The 18985-nt window shown below is 70.0% G+C and carries 16 protein-coding genes and 1 riboswitch; of the genes, 12 read left to right on the forward strand and 4 right to left on the reverse strand.

Translation table 11 applies throughout. The annotated features are described in order from the left end of the window. Position 1: 1 nt before the first annotated feature. The 4 genes from AC1HIL_RS04840 (at position 2) to AC1HIL_RS04855 (ending at position 4843) form a co-directional block, all read left to right on the forward strand. Positions 2-1390, forward strand: coding sequence for an FAD-binding oxidoreductase (locus AC1HIL_RS04840; protein WP_479671271.1), 1389 nt, complete (start codon positions 2-4; stop codon positions 1388-1390). Then, a complete protein-coding gene (locus AC1HIL_RS04845; protein ID WP_479671272.1) occupies positions 1387-2526 on the forward strand; it encodes a histidinol-phosphate transaminase in 1140 nt (379 codons plus the stop codon). The genes AC1HIL_RS04840 and AC1HIL_RS04845 overlap by 4 nt, the downstream gene beginning before the upstream one ends. Further along, a complete protein-coding gene (locus tag AC1HIL_RS04850; RefSeq protein WP_479671273.1) occupies positions 2523-3728 on the forward strand; it encodes an MFS transporter in 1206 nt (401 codons plus the stop codon). The genes AC1HIL_RS04845 and AC1HIL_RS04850 overlap by 4 nt, the downstream gene beginning before the upstream one ends. Before the next feature lie 65 nt (positions 3729-3793). Then, positions 3794-4843, forward strand: a complete 1050-nt coding sequence (locus AC1HIL_RS04855) for a homocysteine S-methyltransferase family protein (RefSeq protein ID WP_208510647.1) — start codon at positions 3794-3796, stop codon at positions 4841-4843. Positions 4844-4866: 23 nt separating this feature from the next. Here AC1HIL_RS04855 and AC1HIL_RS04860 read toward each other — a convergent pair whose 3' ends face one another. Then, entirely contained in the window at positions 4867-5790 is a 924-nt protein-coding gene (locus AC1HIL_RS04860) for a LysR family transcriptional regulator (RefSeq protein ID WP_479671274.1), read from the reverse strand. A gap of 116 nt (positions 5791-5906) precedes the next feature. Here AC1HIL_RS04860 and AC1HIL_RS04865 point away from each other — a divergent pair, with 116 nt between their 5' ends. From AC1HIL_RS04865 to AC1HIL_RS04885, 5 genes are all read left to right on the forward strand, one after another. Continuing rightward, positions 5907-6344 (forward strand): PACE efflux transporter, encoded by a 438-nt coding sequence (locus AC1HIL_RS04865; RefSeq protein ID WP_479671275.1) that lies wholly within the window; start codon positions 5907-5909, stop codon positions 6342-6344. A 59-nt stretch (positions 6345-6403) separates the two neighbouring features. Beyond that, positions 6404-6503: riboswitch (S-adenosyl-L-homocysteine riboswitch) on the forward strand. Between the two features lie 60 nt (positions 6504-6563). Continuing rightward, on the forward strand, positions 6564-9278 hold the full coding sequence (metH, locus tag AC1HIL_RS04870; RefSeq protein ID WP_479672470.1) for a methionine synthase: 2715 nt from the start codon (positions 6564-6566) through the stop codon (positions 9276-9278). A 148-nt stretch (positions 9279-9426) separates the two neighbouring features. Further along, the gene (locus AC1HIL_RS04875; protein ID WP_479671276.1) at positions 9427-11172 is read left to right on the forward strand and encodes an ArnT family glycosyltransferase; all 1746 of its coding nucleotides are present in this window, start codon (positions 9427-9429) and stop codon (positions 11170-11172) included. Positions 11173-11207: 35 nt separating this feature from the next. After that, positions 11208-12182, forward strand: coding sequence for a glycosyltransferase family 2 protein (locus AC1HIL_RS04880; RefSeq protein WP_057593447.1), 975 nt, complete (start codon positions 11208-11210; stop codon positions 12180-12182). Beyond that, positions 12163-12585, forward strand: a complete 423-nt coding sequence (locus tag AC1HIL_RS04885; RefSeq protein ID WP_296742061.1) for a GtrA family protein — start codon at positions 12163-12165, stop codon at positions 12583-12585. The genes AC1HIL_RS04880 and AC1HIL_RS04885 overlap by 20 nt, the downstream gene beginning before the upstream one ends. A 13-nt stretch (positions 12586-12598) precedes the next feature. On the opposite strand, the gene AC1HIL_RS04890 is transcribed toward AC1HIL_RS04885, so the two are convergent. The 3 genes from AC1HIL_RS04890 to AC1HIL_RS04900 are packed head-to-tail and all read right to left on the reverse strand — an operon-like array spanning position 12599 to position 15307. After that, the gene (locus AC1HIL_RS04890) at positions 12599-13798 is read right to left on the reverse strand and encodes an amidohydrolase family protein (protein ID WP_479671277.1); all 1200 of its coding nucleotides are present in this window, start codon (positions 13796-13798) and stop codon (positions 12599-12601) included. After that, positions 13744-14514, reverse strand: a complete 771-nt coding sequence (locus tag AC1HIL_RS04895) for a TetR/AcrR family transcriptional regulator (protein ID WP_057593424.1) — start codon at positions 14512-14514, stop codon at positions 13744-13746. The genes AC1HIL_RS04890 and AC1HIL_RS04895 overlap by 55 nt, the downstream gene beginning before the upstream one ends. Before the next feature lie 19 nt (positions 14515-14533). Further along, complete coding sequence (locus AC1HIL_RS04900; RefSeq protein WP_057593423.1) at positions 14534-15307, reverse strand: ferredoxin--NADP reductase; 774 nt, start codon at positions 15305-15307, stop codon at positions 14534-14536. 304 nt (positions 15308-15611) lie between these two features. Here AC1HIL_RS04900 and AC1HIL_RS04905 point away from each other — a divergent pair, with 304 nt between their 5' ends. From AC1HIL_RS04905 to AC1HIL_RS04915, 3 genes are all read left to right on the forward strand, one after another. Next, a complete protein-coding gene (locus tag AC1HIL_RS04905; RefSeq protein ID WP_479671278.1) occupies positions 15612-17240 on the forward strand; it encodes a 6-hydroxynicotinate reductase in 1629 nt (542 codons plus the stop codon). A gap of 149 nt (positions 17241-17389) precedes the next feature. Continuing rightward, on the forward strand, positions 17390-18295 hold the full coding sequence (locus AC1HIL_RS04910; RefSeq protein ID WP_479671279.1) for a UPF0280 family protein: 906 nt from the start codon (positions 17390-17392) through the stop codon (positions 18293-18295). A gap of 21 nt (positions 18296-18316) precedes the next feature. Continuing rightward, a complete protein-coding gene (locus AC1HIL_RS04915) occupies positions 18317-18961 on the forward strand; it encodes an amino acid synthesis family protein (RefSeq protein WP_057593420.1) in 645 nt (214 codons plus the stop codon). Positions 18962-18985 lie beyond the last annotated feature (24 nt).

Below are 18985 nucleotides of genomic sequence, written 5' to 3' on the forward strand. Positions count from 1 at the left end.
CATGAGCCAGGAGGCCTTTCTCGCCGCGCTCGTCGAGGCGCTGGGCGCCGGCCAGGTGCTGCGCGGCGAGGCCATCGCCGAGCGCCACCGCAGCGACTGGAGCGGCGTGGCGCCGGTGCTGCCGCTGGCGCTGGTGCGCCCGCGCGACACGCGCGAGGTGTCGGCCGTGCTGCGCCTCTGCAGCGAGCACCGCGTGCCCGTGGTGCCGCAGGGCGGGCTCACGGGGCTGGCCGGTGCGGCGGTGCCGCGCGCGGATGCGATCGCGCTCTCGCTCGAACGCATGAATGCCATCGAGTCGCTCGATGCCGCCGCCGGCACGTTGACCGTGCAGGCCGGCGCCACCCTGCAGTCGGTGCAGGAGGCGGCCGCCGCGCGGGGCCTGCTGTTCGGCGTGGACTTCGGCGCGCGCGGCTCGTGCCAGATCGGCGGCGCGCTGTCGACCAACGCGGGCGGCAACGGCGTGCTGCAGTTCGGGATGATGCGCGAGCAGGCGCTGGGCCTGGAGGTGGCGCTGGCCGACGGCCGCGTGCTGCCGATGCTGCGGCCCATGCTCAAGAACAACACCGGCTACGACCTCAAGCAGTTCTTCATCGGCGCCGAGGGCACGCTGGGCGTGATCACGCGCGCGCTGCTGCGGCTGCATCCGGCACCGCGCGCCAAGGCCACGGCGCTGGTCGCGCTGCCGGACTTCGAGGCCGCGCTGGTGCTGCTGCGCCGGCTCGGCGCGCGCTTTCCGGGCGCGCTGGCGGCCTTCGAGCTGATGTGGCGCGACTTCGTGCAGACCTCGCTGCGCTGGCAGCAGTTGCGCGAGCCCTTCGACGCGGCGCATCCGCTGGTGGCGCTGGTCGACGTGGCCGGCGAGGACGAGGCCGCGTTGCGCGAGGCGCTCGAGGCGGCGCTGGCCGGCGCGATGGAGGAGGGCGCGGCGGTCGATGCCGTCATCGCCCAGTCGCAATCGCAGGCGCGCGCCTTCTGGAAGATCCGCGAGGCCACGGCCGAGCTGCCGGTGCACATGCATCCGCCGATCAACCTCGACGTGAGCCTGCCGATGGCCAGCATCGGTCGCTTCGCCGACGACTGCCGCGCGGCGCTCGATGCGCGCTGGCCCGGGCACCACTCGCTGTTCTTCGGCCACGTGGGCGACAGCAACCTGCACGTGACCACCGACGGCCGGGCCATCGGCGGCGAAGCCGAGGCCTTCGAGCGCCTGGTCTACGCGCAGGTCGAGGCCCGCGGCGGCAGCATCTCGGCCGAGCATGGCATCGGCCTGCACAAGAAGCCCTACCTGGGCGCGAGCCGCACTCCTGACGAACTGGCCGCGATGCGCGCCATCAAGCAGGCGCTCGATCCCCTCCACCTGCTCAACCCCGGCAAGGTATTCGACCTGTGAACACGACCGCCATCCATGCCCTCGCGCGACCCGAAGTCGCGCCGCTGCCGGCCTACAACGCCGGCCTGTCCTCGGAGGCCGTGCGCGCGCGCTACGGCGTCGACCAGATCGCGCGGCTCGCGAGCAACGAGAACCCCTACGGCGCGAGCCCCGCGGTGGCGCGCGCGCTGGTCGACCTGGCGGCGCGCGCGGGCACCTACCCCGATGCCCACTGCACCGCATTGCGCGCCGCGATCGCCGAACGCAGCGGCGCGCGGCCGTCGGAACTGGTGATCGGCAACGGCTCGGAGGACATCCTCCAGATGCTGTGCCAGGCCTTCCTGGGCCCCGGCGACCGCGTGCTCACGCAGCGCCCGGCCTTCGGCCTGCACGAGATCTATCCGCGCATGATGGGCGCGCAGGTCGAGCTGCTGGCGCTCACGCCCGAGCTGGGCTTCGACATCGAGGCCTGGTGCGCGGCGCTCGCGCGCGGCCCCAAGCTGGTGATGCTGGCCAATCCCTCGAACCCGGTCGGCTGCATGTTCGACACGCGGGACTTCGAGCGCCTGCTGGCCGCCGTGCCCGCGGGCACGCTGCTGGTGGTCGACGAGGCCTACTACGAATACGCGCGGCTCGCGAGCGGCTACCCCGACGTGCTCGCGCGGCTGCGCGGCGAGGCGGTGGCCTTCCCGTGGATCGTGCTGCGCACTTTCTCCAAGGCCTGGGGCCTGGCGGGCCTGCGCGTGGGCTACGGCATCGCTTCCGACGCGGCGCTGGTGCAGCTGCTCGATCGCGTGCGCACGCCCTTCAACGTGAACCTCGCGGCGCAGGTTGCGGCGCTCGCGGCCTGGGGCGACGAGGCCTGCATGCAGGCGGCCGTGGAACAGACGGTGCGGCTGCGCGACGCGCTGGCCGCACAGTTGCGCGCGCGCGATTGGCCGGGGCTGCGCATCGCGCCCTCGGCGGCCAACTTCCTGTTCATCGACCTGGGCCGGCCGAACGGGCCGGTCAACGAGGCGCTGCTGGCGCGCGGCATCATCGTCAAGCCGTGGAAGGAGCCGGGCTTCGAGCGCTTCATCCGCGTCTCGGTCGGCGCGCCGCACGAGCTCGAGCGCTTCGTCGCGGCGATGGACGCGATCATGTCGAAGGCGCCATGAGGCTCTTTCGCGGCTGGGGCGTCGTCGCGGCGGCCCATGTGCTGCTGGCGCTGGTGTTCGGCGCCGCCTATTCCTTCGGCGCCTTCTTCGCCGGCATCCAGGCCAGCTTCGGCGCCGGGCGCTTCCCGGTCGCCTCGCTGTTCTCGGCCACCGCGCTGCTCTACTACATCGTCGGCGCCTTCTCGGGCGCGCTGGCCGACCGCTTTCCGCTGCGCGCGGTGGTCGGCACCGGCATCGTGCTGCTGGCGGCCGGCTTCGCGCTGGCCAGCCTGGCGCCGTCGCTGGCGGTGCTGTTCGCGCTGTTCGGCCTGTTCGTCGGCTTCGGCGTCGGCCTGGTCTACGTGCCGGCGGTGGCCGCGGTGCAGCGCTGGTTCGTGCGCCGGCGCAGCCGGGCCTCGGGGCTGGCGCTGGCCGGCACCGGGCTCGGCACCTTCGTCGGCCCGGTGACGGCCGGCGCACTGCAGCAGCACCTGTCGTGGCAGGCCACGATGCAGCTGTTCGCGCTCGGCATCCTGCTGCTCGGCGGCGTGGCGGCCTGGGCGATCCGGGCCCGGCCGCAGGAACTCGGCCTGCTGCCCGACGGCGATCGGGTGTCCGCTGCGGCGGGTGCGCCCGTCGAGACCGGCCTGCGCTGGCGCGCGGCGGTGCGCGGCGCCTGCTTCTGGTGGTACTTCGCGGCCATCGGCTGGGGCTCGATCGGACTGTTCGTCGCGCTGGTCCACGTGGCGCCGGCGGCGCAGGGGCTGGGCATCGGCGCGGCCGACGCCACCTTGCTGATCGGACTGATCGGCGTGGGCAACGTCGGCGGCCGGCTGGTGCTCGGCGGGCTCGGCGACCGGCTCGGCGCGCGCCGGCTGCTCTCGCTGCTCACGCTGGCGCTGGCCGCGCTGCACCTGCTGTGGTGGGCCGCCGGCGGCTTCGCTTCGCTGGCGCTGTTCGCACTGCTGTTCGGCGCGGCCAACGGCGGCTGCATCGCGCTCTATCCGGCGCTGGCGGCGCGCTGGTACGGCACGCGCGCGCTGGGCGCCATCCTCGGCACGCTCTACATCGCGGTCGGCGTGGCCGCTTCGATCGGCGCCAGCGCGGCCGGCCTGCTGTTCGACCTGCGCGGGAGCTACGACCTGGCCATCGTCGCCAGCGGCCTGCTGGCGCTGCTGTCGGTCGGCTGCCTGGCGCGCGCGGCCCGGCACGCGCCGACCTGAAGACTCGAAGACCCGAAGACCGCTTTGGCGGTGCGGCGCGGGCGCGTTTTCTACAATCCGGACCCATGAAGCCGATCGTCTACACCCGTGCCCAGCAACTGCCCGAGATCCTCGGGCGCCGCATCGCCATCCTCGATGGCGCCATGGGCACCATGATCCAGCGCTTCAAGCTCACCGAGGCCCAGTACCGCGGCGAGCGCTTCAAGGACTTCGAGCGCGACGTGAAGGGCAACAACGAGCTGCTGTCGCTGACCCGGCCCGACGTCATCTCCGACATCCACGAGGGCTACCTCGCGGCCGGCGCCGACCTGATCGAGACCAACACCTTCGGCGCGACCACCATCGCGCAGGAGGACTACAAGATGGCGCACCTGGCGCGCGAGATGAACCTCGAGTCCGCGAAGCTGGCGCGCGCCGCCTGCGACAAGTACTCCACGCCCGACAAGCCGCGCTTCGTGGCCGGCGCCCTCGGCCCCACGCCCAAGACCGCGAGCATCAGCCCCGACGTCAACGATCCCGGTGCGCGCAATGTCGATTTCGAGGCCCTGCGCGCCGCCTACTACGAGCAGACCGAGGCGCTGGTCGAGGGCGGCGCCGACGTGATCCTGGTCGAGACCATCTTCGACACGCTCAACGCCAAGGCCGCGCTGTTCGCCGTCGACGAGTACTTCGAGAACAGCGGCCAGCGCCTGCCACTGATCATCAGCGGCACCGTGACCGACGCCTCGGGCCGCATCCTCAGCGGCCAGACCGTGACCGCCTTCTGGCACAGCGTGCGCCATGCGCGGCCGCTGGCCATCGGCCTGAACTGCGCGCTGGGCGCGGCGCTGATGCGCCCCTACATCCAGGAGCTGGCGCGCGTGGCCGACGACACCTTCATCAGCTGCTATCCCAACGCCGGCCTGCCCAACCCGATGAGCGACACCGGCTTCGACGAGACGCCCGACGTGACCTCGCGCCTGCTGCACGAGTTCGCGGCCGAGGGCTTGGTCAACATCGTCGGCGGCTGCTGCGGCACCACGCCCGACCACATCGCGGCCATCGGGCGCGCGGTGTCGCCGGTGGCGGGGCGGCTGCTGAACAATGCGGCGGGGTTCTACAAAGAAGCGGCCTGAGGCCAAGCCCGTAGCCGCGCGTTTCAGGACGCGATAGGCACCGATACCCCGGCAGCCTGCCGCTCGCGCGAAATCAGCGCCACGAAGCGCTGCGCCCCCAGCCCCAGCGGCCTTTCGCGCGACCACACCACGTCCACCCACAGGTTCAGGCCGTTGCTGAGGTTCTCGAGCGGGATCTCGACCAGCGCGCCCGCCGCCACGTGCGGCCGCACGAAATTGCGCGGCAGCCAGCCCCAGCCGACGCCGGCGGTGATCAGGCTCAGGGCGGCCAGCGCGTTGTCGGTGCGCCAGAGGTGGCGCGCGAACACGCTGCGCGGGTCCATGGTCGCGACGAGGTCGCGGCCGGCGACCACGATCTGGCGGGTGGCGATCAGGTGCTCCTCGCGCAGGCGGCCGCCGGGCGCGGCGGCCAGCACGGGGTGGCCCGGCGCCATCACCGCGACCATGGTGTCGCTGCCCACCTCCTGGAAACCCTCGCGCCCGTCGAGGCTGGGCCGCTCGAACACAAGCGCGAGCTGGGCCCGGCCGCTGTGCAGCAGCGCCAGCGCGTCGGCCTGCGGCGCGGCCAGCACCTCGACCTGCAGCAGCGGGTACTCGTGCGCCAGCTCGGCCAGCGCGCCGCTCCAGGGCGCGGCCAGCAGCTCGGGCGCGATCGCCAGCGTGAGCCGTTCCTCCAGTCCCTGGGTCAGTGCCAGCGCCTGCGCGTCGAGCTGGCGCAGCTGTGCCGCCAGCGCGCGCGCCTGCGGCTCGAGCGAGCGCGCGGCGGCCGTGGGCCGGGGCTCGCGGCCCTTGCGGTCGAACAGCAGCAGGTCGAGCTCGGCCTCGAGGTGGGCGATGGCCATGCTGACGGCCGACGGCACGCGGCGCAGGGCGCGGGCGGCGGCCGAGAAGGAGCCGTGGTCGATCACGGCCAGGAAGACCTCGACGCTGTCGCTGGAGAAGCTCATGGCTGTTCTCGGATCGATCTATCAATAAAACTGAAATAAGTTGACTTTTTATATCAGCACGAGACACATAAAGTCCAGGGATCGCAGTCACACAACAAGCCGAGAGAGAGTCCGTCATGCAGGGAATCCAGCGCCGCATCGTCTACATCACCCTCTACGAAGGGATCGCCATCGTGGCCGCCAGCGCCGGGCTGGCGCTGATGACGGGCGCCGGCCTCGGCCATTCGGGCCTGCTGGCCGTGGCGGCCTCGGTCATCGCGGTGATCTGGAACCTGATCTTCAACAGCCTGTTCGAGCGCTGGGAGGCGCGCCAGGCGGTGCGCGGGCGCAGCCTCAAGCGCCGCATCGCCCATGCCATCGGCTTCGAGGGCGGCCTGGTCGGCCTGCTGGTGCCGATGTTCGCCTGGGGCCTGGGCATCTCGCTGTGGCAGGCGCTGGTGATGGACCTGGGGCTGGTGATCTTCTTCCTGGTCTACACCTTCGTCTTCAACTGGGCCTTCGACCGCGTCTTCGGGCTGCCGGCCTCGGCGGCGCCGGTCGCGCAGGCGGCCTGAACCCGCCGCGATAGACCCGCGCGCCGGCCGCGCCACCGGCAGCCGGTAAAATCGCCACCCCTTCCAAGGAGCGTTGCAGCGGCACCCGCCGTCAGGCTTGGAAGGCGCCTTCTCGCAGAACCTGCCCGGAAGGCCCGGTTGCAACGACGCTCACCTGACGTGTCTTCCCCTGCCCAGGTGAGCCCCATGAGCGATGTTCCCGCGCCTTCCGTTCCTCCCATGAAGCTGTCCGGCCTCGAGCCGGTGGCCATCGGTGAGGGATCCCTGTTCGTCAACATCGGCGAGCGCACCAACGTCACCGGTTCCAAGGCCTTCGCGCGCATGATCCTCAACGGCCAGTTCGAGGATGCGCTGGCCGTCGCGCGCCAGCAGGTCGAGAACGGCGCGCAGGTGATCGACATCAACATGGACGAGGCCATGCTCGACAGCAAGGCCGCGATGGTGCGCTTCCTCAACCTGATCGCCAGCGAGCCCGACATCGCGCGCGTGCCGGTGATGGTCGACAGCTCGAAGTGGGAAGTGATCGAGGCCGGCCTGCGCTGCATCCAGGGCAAGGGCATCGTCAACTCGATCTCCATGAAGGAGGGCGTGGACAAGTTCAAGCACGAGGCCCGCCTCGTGAAGCGCTACGGCGCGGCCGCCGTGGTGATGGCCTTCGACGAGAAGGGCCAGGCCGACACCTTCGCGCGCAAGATCGAGATCTGCGAGCGCGCCTACCGCATTCTGGTCGACGAGGTGGGCTTCCCGCCCGAGGACATCATCTTCGACCCGAACATCTTCGCGATCGCCACCGGCATCGAGGAGCACGACAACTACGCGGTCGACTTCATCAACGCCGTGCGCTGGATCAAGCAGAACCTGCCGGGCGCCAAGGTCTCGGGCGGGGTGTCGAACGTGAGCTTCAGCTTCCGCGGCAACGACCCGGTGCGCGAGGCGATCCACACCGTGTTCCTGTACCACGCGATCCAGGCCGGCATGGACATGGGCATCGTCAACGCCGGCATGGTCGGCGTCTACGACGACCTCGAGCCCGAGCTGCGCGAGCGCGTGGAGGACGTGGTGCTCAACCGCCGGCCCGATGCCGGCGAGCGCCTCGTCGAGGTGGCCGAGAGCGCCAAGAGCGGCGCCAAGGACGACAGCAAGAAGCTCGAATGGCGTGGCACGCCCGAGAGCCCGGTGCACGTCAACCAGCGGCTGTCGCACGCCATGGTGCACGGCATCACCGACTTCATCGTGGAGGACACCGAGGAGGCCTACCGGCAGATCCTCGCCAAGGGCGGCCGTCCGCTGCATGTGATCGAGGGGCCGCTGATGGACGGCATGAACATCGTGGGCGACCTGTTCGGCCAGGGCAAGATGTTCCTGCCGCAGGTGGTGAAGTCGGCGCGCGTGATGAAGTCGGCCGTGGCCCACCTCATCCCCTACATCGAGGAAGAGAAGCGCCAGGACGAGGCCGCGGGCCGCGACGTGCGCACCAAGGGCAAGATCATCATCGCCACCGTGAAGGGCGATGTGCACGACATCGGCAAGAACATCGTCACCGTCGTGCTCCAGTGCAACAACTTCGAAGTGGTGAACATGGGCGTGATGGTCCCGTGCCACGAGATCCTCGCCAAGGCGAAGGTCGAGGGCGCGGACATCGTGGGCCTGTCGGGCCTGATCACGCCGAGCCTGGAAGAGATGCAGTACGTGGCCGGCGAGATGCAGAAGGACGACCACTTCCGCATCAGGAAGATCCCGCTCTTGATCGGCGGCGCCACCACCAGCCGCGTGCACACGGCCGTGAAGATCGCGCCGCACTACGAAGGCCCGGTGGTCTACGTGCCCGATGCCTCGCGCAGCGTGAGCGTGGCGCAGTCGCTGCTGAGCGACCAGGCCGCGGCCTACATCGGCGAGATCAACGCCGACTACGAGAAGGTGCGCGCGCAGCACGCCAACAAGAAGCAGGTGCCGCTGTGGCCGCTGGCCAGGGCGCGCGCCAACAAGACGCCCGTCGACTGGTCGAGCTACGTGCCGCCCGTGCCCAAGTTCATCGGCCGGCGCGTGTTCCGCAACTTCGACCTGACCGAGCTCGCCAAGTACATCGACTGGGGCCCGTTCTTCCAGACCTGGGACCTCGCGGGCCCGTTCCCGGCCATCCTCAAGGACGAGATCGTCGGCACCGAGGCCGTGCGCGTCTACGCCGACGGCCAGCGCATGCTCAAGCGCCTGATCGAGGGCCGCTGGCTCAGCGCGAGCGGCGTGGTCGGCTTCTGGCCGGCCAACACCGAGAACGACGACGACATCGTGCTCTACACCGACGAGTCGCGCAGCGAGGCCGCGCTCACCTGGTACGGCCTGCGCCAGCAGACCGAGAAGCAGGAGATCGAGGGCACGATGCGCCCGAGCCGCTGCCTGGCCGACTTCGTCGCGCCGCGCGAGAGCGGCCTGAAGGACTACGTGGGCATGTTCGCCGTGACCGCGGGCCTGGGCGTGGAGAAGAAGGAGAAGTACTTCGTCGACGACCTCGACGACTACTCCGCGATCATGCTCAAGGCGCTGGCCGACCGGCTGGCCGAGGCCTTCGCCGAGGCCATGCACCACCGCGTGCGCACCGACCTCTGGGGCTACGCGGCCGACGAGGCGCTGAGCAACGAGCAGATGATCGCCGAGCAGTACCGCGGCATCCGCCCCGCGCCCGGCTATCCGGCCTGCCCCGACCACAGCGTGAAGAAGCCGATGTTCGACCTCCTGAACTGCACGGACATTGGCATGAGCCTGACCGAAAGCCTCGCTATGATGCCGGCCGCCAGCGTGTCGGGGTTCTACCTCGGGCACCCCGACAGCACGTACTTCAACGTAGGCAAAATCGGCCATGACCAGCTGCAGGACCAGGCGGTGCGCCGCAAGGCGAGCGAGTCCGAACTGGAGCGGCTGCTGGCGCCCAACCTCTGACGGCGCGCGGCGGGCCCTTTCGTTCCCCCGCGCCGCCGCCATCCACGCCGCCCGCTCCGCGGGCCGGTGAACCGATCCAGGCTTTCGGGGGATTCCCATTCAGACACTGCTCTTCATCCTCGCGCACCACGCGGCGCTGGCCCTCTTCGTGGCCGGCGCCTGGGGCTTCGGTGCCACCGTGCTGGCGCGCTTCGGGGCGCCCGCGCGGCGCGACGCCTGGCTCGAGGGCGCGATCGCGACCACGCTCGGCGTCGGCCTGTGCATCGTCGCCCTCCAGGCGCTGGCGATCGCCGGCGCGCTGCGCCAGGGTGCGGTGCTCGCGCTGCTGGGCGCGGGCATCGTGCTGGCGCTGCTGCGGCTGCCCGGCTGGCGCCGCGAGCTGAAGGCGCGCGCCGCGCTCGCGCCCGCGCAGCCGGCAGCCACCCTCGGCGAGAAATGCGCGTTCGCCGCGCTGCTGCTCGTGGGCCTGCCCACGCTGTTCTCGCCGCTGGCCCCGCCGGTGGCCTTCGACGAGGTGATGTACCACCTGCCCTATGCGCGCCAGGTCGCGCAAAGCGGCACGCTGGGCGTCTACGAGTGGCTGCGCTACCCCTGGTTCCCCTACAACTACGACCTGCTCTACGCCGCCGCGCTGACGGTCTACGACGACGTCTTCACCCACTTCATCCACGGCCTCGCGGGCTGGCTGTCGGTGCTGATGATCCATCGCCTCGGCCGGCTGCATGCCAACCGCTACATCGCCTGCCTGGGCGCCGGCATCTGGCTCGCGCTGGGCGACTATCCCAACTCGTACATCGACATGGGCGTGGCGCTGTTCGTGCTCGCGGCCTTCGTCGCGCTGTGGTGGTGGGACGAGGGCCACGTGCTCGAACCGGCGCCCGGCGCGGCGCGCCACGGACGCGCGCGCTGGCTGCTGCTGGCTGCCTTCTTCCTCGGCGTGGCCGCGGGCTCCAAGTACCAGGCGCTGATCTTCCTGCCGCTGGTGGCGGTGTTCGTGGCGCGGCGCGAGCGCCGGCCGCTGCCGTGGCTCGCGGCCCTCGCGCTGTTCCTCGTGCCGTGCATCTACTGGTATGCGCGCAACTACCTGCAGACCGGCGATCCCTTCAACCCGATCGGCGCGCGCGTGTTCGGCTTCACCAACTGGAACATGGCCGACTACACGCAGCAGCTGGCCGACGTACGCGACCACGCCAACATGCCCAACGGCCTGTTCTGGCCGCTGCTGCTGGTGCCGTTCAGCCCGCTGTGGCGCCCGGGCCCGGTGCGCGCGGCCTTCGTGTTCTGCCTCTACTCGCTCGCGATCTGGGTCGCGACCTCGCGCTATCCGCGCTACATGATGGCCTCGTTCCCGCTGCTCGCACTGATGGCCGCCGTGGGCTGGCACACGCTGCTGGGCTGGGCCGGCACCTTCGTGCGGCGCCGGCTGCCGGCGCTCGCGCGCGGCCGCACGCCGGGCGTCTTCGGCGGGCTGCTGATGGTGGTGCTCGCGGGCTTCGCGCTCGCGCATTCGGTGCGCGACGTGCGCATGATCTCGCCCACGCCCGCCTCGCGCGAGGCCTTCCTTGCCCAGCGCGTGCCGGGCTACGAGGTGCTGAGCCACCTGCGCGCCAACCCCGTGGGCCGGCTCTACCAGGTCGGCCTCAACGACTCGATCTACTTCGCGCCCAACCCGGTGTGGGGCGACATCTTCGGGCCGTTCCGCTACTCGGACTACCTGTACCTGCCGGCCGACCAGCTCGCGCGCAAGCTGGCCTCGCAGCAGTTCGGCTCGATCGTGATCCAGACCGCGCTTGCGCCCTATGTGCACACCAAGCCCGACTTCGACAAGTACTTCAGCCTGATCGTCGAGAAGGACGGTGTGAAGGCTTATCGCATACTCGCGCCCACACCATGACGACCGAAGCCCGCCTCGCCTCCCCTGCCGCCGCCATGCTTTCGCCGCTGCCGCCGGCCCTGCGCATCGCCGCGATCATCCCTTGCTACAACGAGGCGCTGGCCATTCCCAAGGTGGTGGCGGACTTCCGCGCCGACCTGCCCGAGGCGCAGATCCACATCTTCGACAACAACTCCACCGACGGCACGGCCGAGGTCGCGCGCGCCCACGGTGCGCAGGTGGTGCACGTGCCGCTGCGCGGCAAGGGCAACGTGGTGCGGCGCATGTTCGCCGACGTCGAGGCCGACATCTACATCATGGTCGACGGCGATGCGACCTACGATCTCTCGACGGTGCGCGAAATGATCCGCATGCTGGTCGAGCAGAAGCTCGACATGGTGGTGGGCGCGCGCGTCGACGACCAGACCGATGCCCAGACCTACCGCCGCGGCCATCGCCTGGGCAACCAGATGCTGACCGGCGCGGTCGCGGGCCTGTTCGGCGGCAGCTTCACCGACATGCTGTCGGGCTTTCGCGTGTTCTCGCGCCGCTACGTGAAGTCCTTCCCCGCGCTGGCCAAGGGCTTCGAGATCGAGACCGAACTCACCGTGCACGCGCTCGAGCTGCGCATGCCCTATGCCGAGGTGCCCTCGATCTACCGTTCGCGGCCCGAGGGCTCGGTGAGCAAGCTGTCGACCTACCGCGACGGCTGGCGCATCCTCGGCACCATCTCCAAGCTCTTCGTGAGCGAGCGGCCGCTGATGTTCTTCATGATCCTCGCGGGCCTGCTCGCGCTGCTGTCGCTGGGCCTGGCGATCCCGCTCGTCGTGACCTTCTGGGAGACCGGCCTGGTGCCGCGCCTGCCCACCGCGGTGCTGGCCACCGGGCTGATGCTCGGCGCGATGCTCGCGATGGTCTGCGGCGCGGTGCTGCACACCGTGACCATCGGGCGCCAGGAGGCCAAGCGGCTGCGCTACCTTGCCACGCCCGCGGCGGGTTCGCCGCCGTGGCATGACGGCACGCGCGGTTGAGATGGGGCAGGCCGGGCGCCAGTTCCTGCTGTTCGCCGTGGCCGGCGTCGTGGGCTTCGGCGTCGACGTGGCGGTGCTGTACCTCGCCGCGCCGCTCCTGGGCTGGTACGGCGCGCGCGTGCTGTCCTTCCTCGCGGCGGCCACCACCACCTGGGCGATGAACCGCAGCCTCGCCTTCGGCGACCGCCATTCGGACACCGCGCTGTGGCGCGAATACCTGGGCTATCTCGCGACCATGCTCGGCGGCGCCGTCGTGAACTACGGCGCCTACGTGCTGGTGCTGCATTCGGCGAGCGGCCGCTGGGCGCCGATGCTCGGCGTGGCCGCGGGCAGCGGCGCGGGCATGGGGGTGAACTTCCTCGCCGCGCGCTACCTGATCTTCAAGGCGCGGCGCGAGCCTTGAAGATCGGCGCGCCTCAGTGCGCGCCCGACACCACCACCGGAATCTCGGTCGCCGGCGGCGTGTTGCGGCTGCGGCCGCAGCGCACGATGCCGTCGATCATCACCATGCCCACGCCCGGGATGTCGCCGAGCTGCACGCTCTCGAGCAGGCCCGGCGCGGGCGAATGCTGGGCGCGGTCCATGAACACGAAATCGGCGTCGCGGCCGACCTCGATCAGGCCGCAGTTGAGCTTGCGGATCTTCGCGGTGTTGCCGGTCGCGAAGCAGAACACCAGCTCGGCCGGGATGTTCGCGATCGACGACAGCATCGCGACCATGCGCAGGATGCCCAGCGGCTGCACGCCCGAGCCCGCGGGACCGTCGGTGCCGAGGATCACGCGGTGCGGGCACTTGAGCTCGAGCGCGGCCCTGGCGGCGGCGATCGCCACTTTCTCGTTGCCGTTGTGCACGATCTCGATCGCGCGCGAGCTCTTCTCGCAGAGCTCGCACACATGGGCCTCGGGCAGCGAGGTGTGGCCGCCGTTGATGTGGCCGATGACGTCGGCGTCGGCCTCGAGCACCACGTCCTTGTCGATCAGGCCCGAGCCCGGAATCGAGGGGCCGCCCGTGTGGATCGTGCTCTGGATGCCGTACTTGCGCGCCCAGGCCACCATCTCCTTGGCCTCGTAGCCGGCCTTCACCGAGCCCAGGCCGACCTCGCCGAGCAGGCCGACGCCGGCCTCGGCGAGTTCCTTGAAGTCGCTCTCGACCATGCCCTTCTCGATCACCGGCGCGCCGGCCAGCACCTTCACGCCGCCGGGGCGGAAGTTGTCGAAGGCGCGCTGCGCCGTGATGGCCAGGGCCTTCAGGCCCACGATGTCCTTGGGGCGGCCGGGCAGGTGCACCTCGCCGGCCGAGATCATGGTGGTCACGCCGCCGTGCATGGTGGAGTCGATCCAGCCGAGCTGGCCCTGGCGCGGCGTCCAGTCGCCGAACACCGGGTGCACGTGGCTGTCGATCAGGCCGGGCGCGACGCAGGTCCGGCGCGCGTCGATGACGGTCTTCGCGCCCTCGAGGTCGCAGTCCTTCTGCTTGCCGATGGCGACGATCAGGCCATCGTTCACCACGATGGTGTCGGCGTCGAGGATGGGCTTGTCGATGTCGCCCGAGAGCAGCAGCCCTATGTTCTGGATGACGACCTTGCCCGACTTTCCGCTGCTCGCGATTTCTGCCATTTCGTGTTGTCCTCGTCGTGGGGGGGAGTGTTGTTGTCCTGCAGATCGTCCGCGCGCACGGTGCGCAGCACGGTCTCGATCACGAAGTCTTCCCAGTGCCTGATCGCGTCCGGCGACTCCAGCGGCTCGCCGAGGAAGGCTGTGAGCGTGTGGCGGTTGGAGGTGTAGAAATAGCCGGTGGACGCGATCAGCAGGTAGATGTCGCGCGCCACGAGGTCCTTGCGGAACAGCCCCTGGGCCGCGCCGCTTGCGAGGATCTCCGAGATGATCGCCACCGCCCGCGACGAATACTCGCGCGCGCGCAGCGACTTGGAGATGTGCCGGCCCTTGTGCAGGTTCTCGGTGTTGAGCAGCGTCACGAACTCGGGGTTCTTGCGGTAGTAGCCGAGCACGAAGCGGATCACCTCGGTGAGCGCCTCCACCGGGCGCGATGCGTCGAGCGCGATCGCTGCCTCGGCGTCGTCCATGCGCTGGTAGATGCCTTCGAGCACCGCGATGAACAGGCCTTCCTTGCTGCCGAAGTAGTAGTAGATCATCCGGTCGTACGACTTGGCGGCCTTGGAGATCTTCTCCACGCTGCCGCCGTCGTAGCCGTACTTGGCGAACACCTTGGTCGCCGACTTGAGGATGCTGTCGCGCGTGGCCTGGGCCGCGGCCTCGCGCACGCCGGTGCGGCGCTGGGGCTTGGGCTTGGTGATGGAGCGGCTGTCGGCCATCGATCGCGCGGCGTCCTGCTTACTTCTCGGCGAAGGCGCGCTCGACGACGAAGTCGCCCGGCGTCGAGGTGTTGCCTTCCTTGAAGCCGCGCGCCTCGAGGATGTGCTTGAGGTCGACCAGCAGGCCCGGGCTGCCGCACAGCATCACGCGGTCTTCCGCGGCGTTGATCGGCGGCAGGCCGAGGTCGTCGGTGAGCTTGTTGCTCGCGATCAGGTCGGTGATGCGGCCCTGGTTGCGGAACTCCTCGCGCGTGACCGTGGGGTAGTACAGCAGCTGCTTGGCGACCATCTCGCCGAGGAACTCGTGCTTGGGCAGGTGGTCGGTCACGAGGTCGTGGTAGGCCAGCTCGTCGACCTGCCGCACGCCGTGCACCAGGATGACCTGATCGAACTTCTCGTAGGTCTCGGGGTCGCGGATCACGCTCATGAACGGTGCCAGGCCGGTGCCGGTGCCGAACAGGTAGAGGCGCTTGCCGGGCAGCGTGTAGTCGATGAGCAGCGTGCCGGTGGGCTTGCGGCCCACGATGATGGTGTCGCCCACCTGGATGTGCTGCAGCCGCGAGGTCAGCGGGCCGTCTTCCACCTTGATGCTCAGGAACTCGAGGTGCTCCTCGTAGTTCGGGCTCACGATGCTGTAGGCGCGCAGCAGCGGCTTGTCGTTGACGCGCAGGCCGATCATCGTGAAGTGGCCGTTGGAGAAACGCAGCGCCGGGTCGCGCGTGGTGGTGAAGGTGAACAGGCGGTCGGTCCAGTGGTGGACGCTCAGGACCTTCTCTTCGCTGAATGCACTCATACGGAACTCAATAGTGGTGAATGACGGGGGTTGGCTGAGCCGGGATGCACGCCCTGGGGGCGCCAGCTGCCGGCCGGCTCCGAACCCTCCATTGTCGTTGGTCGGAAAAACCCCGATGAACATCGCGAGAAAACACCATTGCAAGCATCGGGCCCGTTTGCTACATTGACCTTCAATGTAGTGAATGCAACATGAAAGTGTAGGGGATGCTACACAAACGAAAGCCCCGGCACAAGCGGACATGCGGCACGTTTGTTGCAAACCCCGCCACCACGATTTGCAGCCAACAAGAGGTCGCCCCCCGATGACGGAACACACGAAGACAGACGGACTGCCGGGCATGGACGTGCCGGTGGTCGCCGAGGCCGGCCCCGGCGGTTTCGGCAAGGCGCCGCTGCGCAACGAGCGCATGAGCGCGGCCAAGGTCGAATGCAATGCCTGCCCGGTGCTGTGCCAGATCTCCGACGGCCGCACCGGCGCCTGCGACCGCTATGCCAACCGCGAGGGCGTGCTGGTGCGCGTCGATCCGGTGGTGCTGCTGCGCCGCCAGCTCGCGAGCGATGCGCCCGCGCTGGTGGCTTTCGACCGCCCCGGGGCGGCTGCGGACGGCAGCGCGGCCGAGACGGCGCCGGCCGAATGGAATGGCGACCTGCTGCATGCCGACGAGGTCTTCGTCACCGGCGTCGGTTCCTCCACCACCTACCCCGACTACAAGCCCGCGCCCTTCATCGTCGCCTCGAAGGCGCAGGGCGTGGACATGGTCACCGTGGTCACCGAGGGCATCTTCAGCTACTGCAGCTTCAAGGTGAAGATAGACACCGACCGCTTCCTCGGCGCCGAGCAGGCCAACGTGCGCTACCGCGGCGAGGTGGTGGGCCACGTCACCACGGCCGAGTACGGCTCGCAGATGCTGTCGCTGGGCGGCGTGCACCACCTCACGGGCGGCAGCAAGAAGGAAGGCCGCATGACGGCCGAGCTGATGCAGCTGCTGGGCAACAAGAAGGCCATCGAATGCACCATCGACGGCGGCGCCAGCCTGGTGATCCAGGCCGGCAAGGCGCCGATCGTCAACGGCGTGGAAGAGCAGCGCATGCGCGTGGGCTGCGGCTCGGCCGCGGTCGGCATCTTCGCGCGCCAGTTCGCCGGCGTGGCCGACGAGGTGGTGGTGGTCGACGACCACATCACGGGCGTGCTGACCGAGCACCAGGCCGGCCGCTGCCTCGACATGCCGCCCTCGGGCATCCAGATGCTGGGCCGCAAGTCGACGCCGGGGCGCTACTTCCAGGTCGCGAACCCGGGCAACGGCTGGGGCGGCACCGACATCGCCGATCCGCTGTCGATCATCGAGGGCTGGGAGGAGGGCGTGGCCAAGCCCGGCCTGCGCCTGCTCATGACCTCGACCACCGGCGAGCATGCGCAGTGGTACGTGCTGGACGATGCGTTGCAGCCCGTCGAGCAGCCGATGCCGCCCGAGGTCAAGCGCATCGTCGACCGCATCGGCGAGAACTGCGAACCCTCGCTGTGCACCGTGCTGTTCCTCGGCGGTGCCGGCGGCAGCCTGCGCGCGGGCGTCACCGAGAACCCGGTGCTGCTCACGCGCGCCATCAAGCGCGCGCTGGTCAACGTCACCTGCGGCGGCGCGCCGGCCTATGTGTGGCCGGGCGGCGGCATCACGGTGATGGCCGATGTCATGCGCATGCCCGACAACAGCTTCGGCACCGTGCCCACGCCCGCGATCGTCGCGCCCATCGAGTTCAGCATGCGGCGCACCGACTACGAGGCGCTCGGCGGCCACATGGAGCATGTCTTCCCGCTCGAGCAGGCGCTCGCGCGCGGTGCCTGGCAGGAAGACGGTGCGCCGCTCGCGCGCCAATGGCTCGTCATCGATGAAGCCAATCCCTGGCCGCTGGGCCACGCGCCCATGCTGGGTTGAGCGATGCCTGTCTCGCAGCTGGCAGTGGCTCTTGCTCCTTCCCCCTCTGGGGGAAGGTCGGGATGGGGGCAGGCCCCGCGTCCCATGGAGGCGCCGCGTGCCCCCACCCCAACCCTCCCCCAGCGGGGGAGGGAGAAACATCCGCAGCCATGACCGCCCAACGCACGGCACTCGACGAGCACCGCTGGCACTTCAACCACGGCCCGATCGACATCGTGGCCGAGGCGCACGGCGACCGCTACGCGGTGGCGGCCGCGCACGATGCGGCCTGGGCGCGCTTCGCGCACGTGCTCGACGAACTGGTGCACGAACTGCCGCTGCTGCGCCTGCCGGTCACCGACAGGATGCGCCCGCGCGGCGTGGTGGCGCGCCGCATGTGGGATGCCTGCGCGGCGTTCGCGCCGACCTTCATCACGCCGATGGCCGCGGTCGCGGGCGCGGTGGCGCAGGAGCTGATCGCCTTCTACCAGCGCCCCGGCATCGAGCGCGCCTGGGTCAACAACGGCGGCGACATCGCGGTGCATCTGGCGCCGGGCCAGACGGCGCGCGTGGGCGTCTACGCGGACCTCGCGCGCTTCGACTGGCGCGATGCCAACGGCCTCGTCGACACCGACGGCCAGTTCGAACTGCGCGCCGACCAGCCGGTGCGCGGCGTCGCCACCAGCGGCTGGCGCGGGCGCAGCTTCTCGCTCGGCATCGCCGACAGCGTGACGGTGCTGGCGGCCACCGCGGCGCAGGCCGACGCGGCCGCCACCGTGATCGCCAACGCGGTCGACGTCGACCACGAGGCGATCCGCCGCGTGCCCGCGAGCGAGCGCAAGGACAACAGCGACCTCGGTGACACGCTGGTCACCGTCGATGTGCCGCCACTGCCCCCCGCGCAGGTGCGCAGCGCACTCGATACGGGCGCGGTGTGCGCCCGCGTCCTGCAAAAAGGCGGGCTCGCATGGGCCGCTCTGCTCGTTTGCCAGGGGCAGTGGCGGCTGGTCGAGCCCTTATGCTCGAAGCCCCTCGAAGCAAGGCTTCCGCGCGCAGTTGGTTCAGTAATTGCTTAACGAAAAGCAAGGTTCTTTTTCATGATCGATATCCGCCGAGTCTTCACCCAGGTCGAGCATATCCACCACGAGTTCGGGCCGCGTGCCCAGACGCCGCTGGTGCGTGGTGCCATCGCCGCCGTGCTGACCAATCCCTTCGCGGGCCGCTACGAGCCCGACATCCTGCCGATGATGAGCCTGCTCGATCCGGTGGGCCTCGAGATGGCGCACAAGCTGCACGCCGCGATGGACGTGCCGCTCGAGCAACTCGCCACCTACGGCAAGGGCGCCATCGTCGGCGCCGCGGGCGAGCTCGAGCATGGCGCGCTGTGGCACGTGCCCGGCGGCTATGCGATGCGCGAGCTGCTCGGCTGGAAGGGCGACCGCGTCGCCTATGCCAAGGGCACCGTCGACGAGAAGAAGACCGGCCAGCCCGGCAATGCGCTGTCGATCGTGCCGTCGACCAAGAAGGTCGGCGCGCCCGGCACCACGCTCGACGTGCCGCTGACCAACATCAACGCCAGCTATGTGCGCGGCCAGTTCGACGCGATCGAAGTGCGCGTGCCCGGCGCGCCCGCGGCCGACGAGATCGTGTTCATCCTCGCGATGAGCACCGGCTACCGCGTGCATGCGCGCGTCGGCGGCCTGCTCGCCGAGAACATCGCCAAGTGGGACGGCCTGCGCTGAGCCCGTGTACGAAGAGACAAGAAG

The sequence above is a fragment of the Variovorax sp. ISS6 genome (assembly GCF_056523145.1).